The following is an 8,785-nucleotide window of genomic DNA, read 5'->3' as shown; positions in this document are numbered from 1 at the left end:
CCGGCCAGTTCGTCCTGAATCTCGGCGAGCGAGCGGCCCTGCGCCTGCCGGCGTTTCACCGCGACGATTTGCTGCAAGTGCCGGGGACTGTATCTCGCGGTGCGGCCTTGCATCACCGGCCGATCCACCAGTCCGGTCGTCGTGTACCACCGCACAATCCGCCGATCGGGCAGCTCCCGGACGCGCCCATTGGGCGCCCCGGGGTACGTCGGACTTTCCAGCGCGGCGGCAACCCGCCCCACCAGCTCATCCAGCGTCCAGGACGCGCACTCTGGCACCCCTACACATTGACACTGTTAGCATGACACTGTCAATATTTGTCTGGTTTGACCGCAGCGCCGACGTGCTGTCGCCGGGCAGGGCGGCTAACAGGGCATCGCATGCCGTTTGGACGACAGCCTTGCCCACCGCCCGCGGCTCAGCACCCCGAATGCGTATCCGCCAGATACTCAGCTACGAAATCTGTTGTCCGGCTGTGCCATTGGCGCCATCCGCGCACCATGTAATGGCCCGCGCCCTGGATGCCCACCCAGTGCGCGTCGATCCCCCGCTGGCGAGCCCGGCAGGTCTGAGCGCGCGAGCTGCGCGGGTCGGTCCAGGTGTCGGCGGTGCCATGCAGAACCAACAATCGCGTACCGACCCGGATCAGGTCACCGTCGCCGTGCGTCCACCACGGCGCAAGCGCCACCACGGCACCAACGTCAGTACGGGCAGCCAGTTGCGCCGCGACCCGGCCACCCATCGAATGACCCACCAGCACAAAATGTTTGGGCTCAAGCTCCTGCCGGACATCGTCAAGCACGTTCTGAGCGTCGCGCACGGCATCCAAATGCGGACTATTCCATCCGCGGCGGCGGTACTGAACTCGTCGCACATACACGTCATGCCCGAGCCGGCGCCGCAACGCACGCGTGAGAAACACCATCCGGAGGTTGGCCAGCTGCCACCATCTGGAGACGGCGTCGCTGCGCACCTTGCCGCCCGGCAGCACCAGAACACACAGGCCCCCCGCCGACTTAGTCAGCCTCATGACTCTGATTCGGAGCCGGTGGCTAGGACGGACTAAGAAATCCGAAGGTGCTAGGCCTGTTCGAAGGTGCCGTAGATGACCGCCCGTGCGATGGCGTGCTGAAACAGGTTGAATCCGAGGAAGGCCGGGCTGGCATCCTCGGTGAGATCCAGCTTGTCGACGCCCACCGCATGGACTGCCACGTAATAGCGGTGCGGCCCATGGCCCGGCGGCGGCGCAGCGCCCACGTAGCGACGCATGCCGGCGTCGTTCACCAGCGTCAGCGCGCCACCCGGCAATTCGCGGCCATCGCCAGCACCCTCAGGCAGTTCGGTCACCTCGATGGGCAGATTCGCCACTGCCCAGTGCCAGAATCCGGACGCCGTTGGGGCGTCGGGGTCGTAGACCGTGACGGCGAAGCTGCGGGTTTCCGCGGGGAAATCTGCCCAGCTCAGCTGCGGGCTGGCGTCCTGGCCGCCGGCGCCCATGATCCCACTCACCTGCGCGGTGGCCAGCGGCTGGCCGTTGGCCATGGAGTCCGAGGTTAAGCGGAAGGAGGGCAACGGAGGCAGCGCGTCATATGGGCCGGGCGATGTGGTCATGCTCAGTCCTCTCTCGGGTGAATCAGCAATGGGTCAGGAAATGGGTCAGCACCTCGGTGCCGAATTTGAGCGCGTCGATGGGTACCCGCTCATCGACACCGTGGAACAACGACGTGAAATCCAGATCCGGCGGCAACCGCAGCGGGCTGAAGCCGAAGCAACGAATACCTAAGCGCGCGAACGCTTTTGCGTCCGTACCACCGGAAAGCATATAGGGCACCGTGCGGCCATCGGGGTCGACCGCCAGTACCGCGGCGTTCATCGCATCGACAAGGTCGCCGTCGAAGCTGGTCTCATAGGATGGCAGGTCCCTGATCCACTCCCGGGTGACGTCGGGGCCAATTAATTCGTCAACCTCGGCTTGAAAAGCCGCGAGGCGGCCGGGCAGCACACGACAGTCCACCACCGCCTCGGCAGTCGCCGGAACGACGTTCGCCTTGTACCCGGCCGTCAGCATCGTCGGGTTTGCGGTGTCGCGCAACACCGCCTTGAGCATGCGAGCCATCGGACCGAGCTTGTCCATCGCCCCGTCCAGGTCGGGCGACTCGGGGTCGAACGTCAGGCCGGTTTCCTCGCTGACGGCGGAAAGAAAATGGGCGACGGTGTCGGTACATACCACCGGAAAGCGGTGCCGGCCCAGCCGGGCGACCGCCTCCGCGATGGCCGTCACCGCGTTGTGGTCGTGCACCATCGAGCCGTGTCCGGCGCGACCGCGCGCGGTGAGGCGCATCCACTGGATGCCTTTCTCGGCCGTCTCGATCAAATACAGGCGGCGTTCTCCCCCGTCGGGCCGCGGCACGGTCAAGGAGAACCCGCCAACTTCACCGATCGCCTCGGTGACATTGTCGAAGAGGTCGGGGCGGTGGTCGACCAACCACTGGGCTCCGTAATTGCCGCCGTGCTCCTCGTCAGCAACGAAGGCGAAGACCAGATCGCGGGGCGGGACGATACCGGCCCGCCGGAAGTGTCGGGCCACCACGATCATCATGCCGACCATGTCCTTCATGTCGACCGCGCCGCGGCCCCAGACATAACCGCCTTCAATGGCTCCGGAAAACGGGTGCACGCTCCACTCAGCGGGCTCGGCCGGCACCACGTCGAGATGCCCATGGATCAGCAGAGCGCCCCGGGACCTGTCTGCGCCGGCAAGCCGGGCAAAGACGTTGCCCCGGCCCGGCGCACCGGATTCCACGTACTCAGGTCGATAACCGACCTCGGCAAGCTGCTCAGCTACCCATCGCGCACACTCAGCCTCGCCTTTAGTGGTCTCCGGCTGTCCGGTGTTGGTGGTGTCGAACCGGATCAAACTACTGACAACCTCGGCAACGTCATCGCCTACACCTGTCACAGTCACCTTTCCTACCACTCTCTGGCCCAGCTCTGGCGCGGGCCCGCTCACCCGAGGGCACGAGCCCGGTTAGGCCGGCGCCCGCCCATCCGATAGCCTTAGCTGCCAACCCATTGCGGTTGATGTTGTCCGAGTGGCGGAATGGCAGACGCGCTAGCTTGAGGTGCTAGTGCCCTACTAATGGGCGTGGGGGTTCAAGTCCCCCCTCGGACACTTTGTGATGAGTCGATCCAATGGTGATACGAAGCTGATGAACCAGTTGAACCGGCGCGCATATCGGGGCGGGCGCTCGTCTTGTATCGGCCGATCTAGCGCCGCGCTACCGAGCACCTTCCTCGCCGTGATGATCAGCAGCGACCGTCGATTCCTCGGCCGCATCAGAACCAGCGTGTTCGCTCGGCTCATCGACGCCAGATTCCTCCTCAGGGTAATCAACAGCGTCTTCAGCTCCGGCTTCTGCCAAGTCTGCTAAGTCCTCATCGGCGTCATTGCCCGCATCGCGGTGCTGACGTTCCCTGATCGCGTCGACAATCAGCAGTATCACGCCCAGCAAGCTGGCGCCGATACACACCCACGCCACCAGCTCGTTGCTGGTGACCACCGCGAACACCAACGCGACAAGCCCAATCAGGGCTAGTACGAGGGCAATGATCAACATCGGGTCATCCTCCAGCCCGGCCAACAGCGACTGCCAAACCTACCAGGTTCCAGCGCCGATCTCGGCCCTCGGCGAGGTGCGGCCGTGGGCAGCCTAGTTGTTACCCCGATTGAACTGGTCGAACCCGCCGGCATCTGCGTTGGAGTCGACCGGTGCCGCTGACCCACGCTGACCGAGCTCCTCGAGCTGGGACTCCAGGTACGTCTTGAGGCGGGTCCGGTACTCGCGTTCGAAAGTGCGTAGCTGTTCGAGGCGACCTTCCAGCACAGTGCGCTGCTGGTTGATCGTCCCCATGATCTCGGAGTGCTTGCGTTCAGCGTCGGCCTGTAGGGCGTCCGCCTTTTCTTGGGCCTGCCGCAATTGAGCCTCGGATCGGGACTGGGCGTCGGCGAGCATCGTGTCGGCACGCTGCCTGGCGTCGGCCACAGTGGTTTCCGCGGTGTGCCGGGCATCACTGAGGATCTGGTCGGCGTTGGCGCGAGCATCGGCCAGCATCTTGTCAGATTCAGCCCTTGCGGTGCTGGTGAGGCGGTCGGCGGTGTCTTGAGCCAGGGTCAGTACCCGAGCCGCCTTCATGGCTTGTTCTTCGTTGGTCCCCGATGAAGCTGGCTTCACCGGCTCGGGCTCGCGTTCGTAGACGGGGATCGCCTGAGTGGGCTGAGCAGCCACGCCGGCACCCGCGCCGGCGCCCGCGGCCAGCTCCGCATCCAGCTCGGCGATGCGCTGACGCAGATCGGAATTTTCTTCAATAAGCCGGGTCAGCTCATTTTCCACCAGGTCAAGGAAGGCGTCGACCTCATCTTCGTTGTACCCGCGCTTGCCGATAGGCGGCTTACTGAACGCCACATTGTGGACGTCGGCAGGTGTAAGCGGCATTGTTTGTCCCCTCGAGTTACTGGACGGTCAAACGATCTGGAAAGTGTAGAACGGAGTGGCAGCCTTCATGCAACTGCCGTCCATCCTGTCACACCAGACTCGGCGGTTGCCGATTGGACGAATAAATAAGGGCCGATTTCAATCTCTAAGGTAATAAATCATATTTCTTAGTTATGAAAATACTGCGCTCCGACTTGTCGCCGAATCGTGGCCAAACCGTCGCCCAACTATGCCGCAGTGACGACAGCGCGGCTCTCATGCCGCGGCGCCGAACGCTAGCTGCATACCGATAAATGCGACCAACAGCAGCACCATGATGGATAGGTCGAAACGGACCTGGCCGATGGTAAGTTGCGGGATCAGCCGGCGCAGCAATTTCACCGGTGGATCGGTGATCGACATGATGATCTCCAGGATCACCACGGTGATGCCGGTTGGCCGCCAGTCGCGACTGAACGAGCGGATGAACTCAACGACGACCCGCGCGATGAGCAGCAGCCAAAAGATGAAAAGCGCAAACCCAAGGATCTGAAAGAACAGCACCAACGAGAGCCCGACCTTAACGATGAGGATGTGGACATGCCGCCCGTGCGGTCGGCAAGCGCAAGCCTACCGACTCCAGCGACCGGCCCACGACTCGTAGGGCTCCGCCCACGCGACTGGTCACAGCCAGCTCGGCACGCGGACCGGGCGATGCCGTACAGATTCGTCTATTGGTAAGAGTAGAAACCGGTTTCGGCGATCCGGCGACGCTCCTCGGGGGTCACGTCGACGTCGGCTGGCGACAGCAGGAACACCTTGGTCGCTACCTTGTCGAAAGAGCCGCGTAACGCAAAGGCCAAGCCGGCCGCAAAGTCGACCAGCCGCTTGGCGTCGGCGTTGTCCATCGACACCAGATCCATGATGACCGGGGTGCCGTCGCGGAATCGCTCGCCGATGGTGCGCGCCTCGCTGTAGTCCTTGGGCCGCAGCGTGGTGATCTTTGACAGCGGATGGCCTTCCTCGAACATCATCGCCATCCGGCGCGGGTCCATCGCCAACGCGCCGCGGGTGGAGTTGCGCAACCAGGACCCGAAGCGGGGCCGGGACATGTCGGCCCGGTCGTACTCGCGGGGCTGGAATCGGGGCTCGTCGGGGTAGCCGCCGCGGTAGCTACTGGGCGGCGGGTAATCGGCCGGCTCACCGCGCAAGTCGGCGCGGAGATCCCGACGAGGGTCACGGGGATCGTCATACTCGCGGCCTTCATAACGGCCGTAGTCGTCATCGAATCGGGGCCGCGCATAACCGCGGGAGGGCGAGCGGTCGTCGTAATACTCGTCGTCGTAATCCTCCATCGGAGCCATACCGAAGTAGGCCTTGACCTTGTGCAGTGTGCTCATCGCGTGACCCCTTCTAGCCCTGGGTTATTTGTTGTCTGTGATGAAGGTGTGACTACAGTGACTATTCACGGTGACCGTAACCGCCGTGGGCCCATAAGCGCGGTACCGACACGCACACACGTTGAACCGTGTTTGACGGCGATGTCGAAGTCGTCGGACATGCCGGCGGACAGCCCGAGCGCCCTCGGGAACGACTCGAGCACGCGGTGGTGCTCGGATCTCAGCCGTTCAAAGGCCTGTCCTGGGTCCCAGCCCAGCGGGGGGATGCCCATCAATCCGACCAGTTCCAGGCTGTGTGACTGCTCCACTTGCGCACAAATCCGATCCAGTGCCCCGGACTCGGTTATGTTGATACCGCCTCGAGTCGCGTCACCGTCGAGGCTGACTTGGACGTAGACGCGCAACGGGTCGCTACGCTGGCCGGCAGCCAGTGCAGCAGCTACCGCGCGATCCAACGCGGTCACCAGCTGGGCGGTGTCGATCGAGTGCGCGGTGTGGGCCCAGTGAGCCAACGACCGCACTTTGTTGCGCTGAATTCGTCCCACCATGTGCCAGCGCACATCCCGACCCCCGTCCCCCCGGGACGCTGCCATGAGCCGCGACACTTCGGCCACCTTGGCCGCAGCCTCTTGTTCGCGCGATTCGCCGACGGCCCGGCAACCCAGTCGGCACAAGATCGCGACATCGGTTGCCGGAAAGAATTTGGTAATCGGCAGAAGTTCAATATCGCCGACATTGCGACCGGCCGCCTCAGCGGCCGCGGCCAGCCGCGACCGTACCGCCGCCAACGCATGCGTCAATTCCGACTGGCGGTCTGGTTGCGCCGCTAGATCCACCACCATCGCGGTCATTCCATCCACACCAACGACGCCATCCGCCCAGTGGGCGCACCACGTCGATGGCTGAAAAGCGTCGAGTCTGCGACCGTGCACCGGGGATCGACATCGATGGCCCTAACACCCAAACCCTGTAACTGGCGCGTGATTCCGGCTCTCAGGTCCAGCGCGGGCGTCCCAGCGGCAGTGCTGGTGCGGCTACCCGGCAACGCCGCCTCGACCTCGGCGGCCATTGCTGCCGGCACTTCGTAATTGGGGCCGCTGGCCGCCGGGCCCAATAGCGCTGAAATGTCGCCGACCTGCGCCCCTAGTTCCCGCATCGCCGCCACCGCATGAGCCACCACGCCGTGCTGCGCGCCGACCCGCCCGGCATGCACGGCCCCGATCACCCCGGCTCGCGCGTCTGCCAGCAACACCGGTACGCAGTCGGCCGTCAACACCACCAGCGCTAGTCGCGGAATCCTGGTTACCAACCCATCGGTGTTACCTAATGCCCTGTCACGAGGTCCGTCGACCACCTCGATCCGGTCACCATGGACCTGGTTCATCCACACCACCCGCTCGGCGGTTAGCCCGATGGCATTGGCCAGCCGCTCCCGATTGGCCGCCACGGCGGCCGGGTCGTCACCGACATGGTCGCCGAGGTTAAAGGTGTCGAACGGCGGCTTGGACACACCGCCAGCCCGGGTGGTGATGACCCGGCGGATTCGAAGGCTCACGTCCCCAGTATCCGGAATCGGTTGCCGGCCAGGCGGCAACGCTGCTGGCTGCGGCCGGTTTGTCGCGCACTGGCAAGCAAACCGAGATCCTCAGCGGCGCATGAACGGCGGCACATCGACGTCATCGTCATCGCCGCCGATGCTGAGGGTCGCGCCGTTGGTGTGCACTGGGACGCTGACAGCGTCGACCGGCTCGAACAAGGTGGAAGTGAGCTTGCCGGCCCGTGCTGACTCGATGCGGTGCGCGCCGCCCGTCTCCGCGATCGCAGGCTTGCGGCCGGCACCGCCGGCGTCAAAGCCCGCCGCGATCACCGTTACCCGCACCTCGTCGCCGAGCGAGTCGTCGATCACGGTGCCGAAGATGATGTTGGCGTCCGGGTGGGCGGCGTCCTGCACCAGGGAGGCAGCCTCGTTGATCTCGAATAGACCCAAGTCGCTGCCGCCCGCGATCGACATCAGCACGCCCTGGGCGCCTTCCATTGAGGCTTCCAGCAGCGGCGAATTGATGGCAATCTCGGCGGCTTTGAGGGATCGGCCGTCGCCGCGGGCTGAGCCGATGCCCATCAGGGCGGTGCCGGCACCGGACATGATGCCCTTGACGTCGGCGAAGTCAACGTTGATCAGGCCCGGCGTGGTGATCAGGTCGGTGATGCCCTGCACCCCGTTGAGTAGCACCTCGTCAGCGCTGCGGAACGCATCCATCAGCGATACGTGCGCGTCGCCCATTTGCAGCAGCCGGTCGTTGGGGATGACGATCAGCGTGTCGCAACTTTCCCGCAGCCCGGTTATCCCGGTCTCGGCCTGGTTGCTTCTCCGCTTGCCCTCGAAGGAGAACGGCCTGGTGACGACGCCGACGGTCAGGGCCCCGAGTTTGCGGGCAATGCCGGCGACCACCGGCGCCCCGCCAGTGCCGGTGCCCCCACCCTCACCGGCGGTGACGAACACCATGTCGGCGCCGCGGAGTAGCTCCTCGATCTCGTCTTTGGCGTCCTCAGCGGCCTTGCGTCCAACCTCTGGGTCGGCGCCGGCGCCCAGCCCCCGGGTTGAATCGCGGCCCACGTCAAGCTTGACGTCGGCATCGCTCATCAACAACGCCTGTGCGTCGGTGTTGATCGCGATGAATTCCACGCCCTTAAGGCCTTGTTCGATCATCCGGTTCACGGCGTTGACGCCGCCACCACCGATGCCCACGACCTTGATGACGGCCAGGTAGTTATGTGGGGGGGTCATCATTCGTCTTCCTCCCTGGTGGGAACTCGGTTACCCCTGCGGGGAATGTCGGTGTGTTTGCTTGCAAAACTCTCGACCTCAACCATAGATTTAGAGTTATGTCAAGTACTTCCGCGTAACCAGAACCG

The 8,785-nt window shown here is 64.4% G+C and carries 11 protein-coding genes and 1 tRNA gene; 1 reads left to right on the top strand and 11 read right to left on the bottom strand.

The annotated features are described in order from the left end of the window. The 4 genes from F0Q45_RS10085 to F0Q45_RS10070 form a co-directional block, all read right to left on the bottom strand. Nucleotides 1–278: MerR family transcriptional regulator (locus tag F0Q45_RS10085; protein WP_149653808.1), on the bottom strand; the 278-nt coding region annotated here is incomplete at its 3' end. 140 nt (nt 279–418) lie between these two features. Next, on the bottom strand, nt 419–1,030 hold the full coding sequence (locus F0Q45_RS10080) for an alpha/beta fold hydrolase (protein ID WP_149653807.1): 612 nt from the start codon (nt 1,028–1,030) through the stop codon (nt 419–421). 50 nt (nt 1,031–1,080) lie between these two features. After that, the gene (locus tag F0Q45_RS10075) at nt 1,081–1,611 is read right to left on the bottom strand and encodes a YbhB/YbcL family Raf kinase inhibitor-like protein (protein WP_149653806.1); all 531 of its coding nucleotides are present in this window, start codon (nt 1,609–1,611) and stop codon (nt 1,081–1,083) included. Nucleotides 1,612–1,633: 22 nt separating this feature from the next. After that, a complete protein-coding gene (locus F0Q45_RS10070) occupies nt 1,634–2,977 on the bottom strand; it encodes a M20/M25/M40 family metallo-hydrolase (protein ID WP_149653816.1) in 1,344 nt (447 codons plus the stop codon). Nucleotides 2,978–3,086: 109 nt separating this feature from the next. Here F0Q45_RS10070 and F0Q45_RS10065 point away from each other — a divergent pair. Then, nucleotides 3,087–3,172, top strand: a tRNA-Leu gene (locus F0Q45_RS10065). A gap of 106 nt (nt 3,173–3,278) precedes the next feature. On the opposite strand, the gene F0Q45_RS10060 is transcribed toward F0Q45_RS10065, so the two are convergent. The 7 genes from F0Q45_RS10060 to ftsZ all read right to left on the bottom strand — a co-directional run bounded on the left by F0Q45_RS10060 (nt 3,279) and on the right by ftsZ (nt 8,657). Then, nucleotides 3,279–3,617, bottom strand: coding sequence for a hypothetical protein (locus F0Q45_RS10060; protein ID WP_149653805.1), 339 nt, complete (start codon nt 3,615–3,617; stop codon nt 3,279–3,281). 93 nt (nt 3,618–3,710) lie between these two features. Continuing rightward, on the bottom strand, nt 3,711–4,493 hold the full coding sequence (gene wag31 / locus F0Q45_RS10055) for a DivIVA-like cell division protein Wag31 (RefSeq protein ID WP_149653804.1): 783 nt from the start codon (nt 4,491–4,493) through the stop codon (nt 3,711–3,713). Between the two features lie 255 nt (nt 4,494–4,748). Continuing rightward, nucleotides 4,749–5,039, bottom strand: coding sequence for a YggT family protein (locus tag F0Q45_RS10050; RefSeq protein WP_149653803.1), 291 nt, complete (start codon nt 5,037–5,039; stop codon nt 4,749–4,751). Between the two features lie 164 nt (nt 5,040–5,203). Further along, on the bottom strand, nt 5,204–5,872 hold the full coding sequence (locus F0Q45_RS10045) for a cell division protein SepF (protein ID WP_149653802.1): 669 nt from the start codon (nt 5,870–5,872) through the stop codon (nt 5,204–5,206). Between the two features lie 65 nt (nt 5,873–5,937). Next, nucleotides 5,938–6,723: a YggS family pyridoxal phosphate-dependent enzyme gene (locus tag F0Q45_RS10040; protein ID WP_149653801.1), complete on the bottom strand. Its 786-nt coding sequence runs from the start codon at nt 6,721–6,723 to the stop codon at nt 5,938–5,940. Beyond that, a complete protein-coding gene (pgeF, locus tag F0Q45_RS10035) occupies nt 6,720–7,427 on the bottom strand; it encodes a peptidoglycan editing factor PgeF (RefSeq protein ID WP_149653800.1) in 708 nt (235 codons plus the stop codon). The genes F0Q45_RS10040 and pgeF overlap by 4 nt, the downstream gene beginning before the upstream one ends. Before the next feature lie 90 nt (nt 7,428–7,517). Next, nucleotides 7,518–8,657, bottom strand: a complete 1,140-nt coding sequence (gene ftsZ, locus F0Q45_RS10030) for a cell division protein FtsZ (RefSeq protein WP_149653815.1) — start codon at nt 8,655–8,657, stop codon at nt 7,518–7,520. Nucleotides 8,658–8,785: the final 128 nt, after the last annotated feature.

Source organism: Mycobacterium simiae (genome assembly GCF_008370645.1).
GTDB lineage: Bacteria > Actinomycetota > Actinomycetes > Mycobacteriales > Mycobacteriaceae > Mycobacterium > Mycobacterium simiae_A.
The sequence above is the reverse complement of the archived record's forward strand: the minus strand, read 5'-3'. Positions and strand labels throughout refer to the sequence as shown.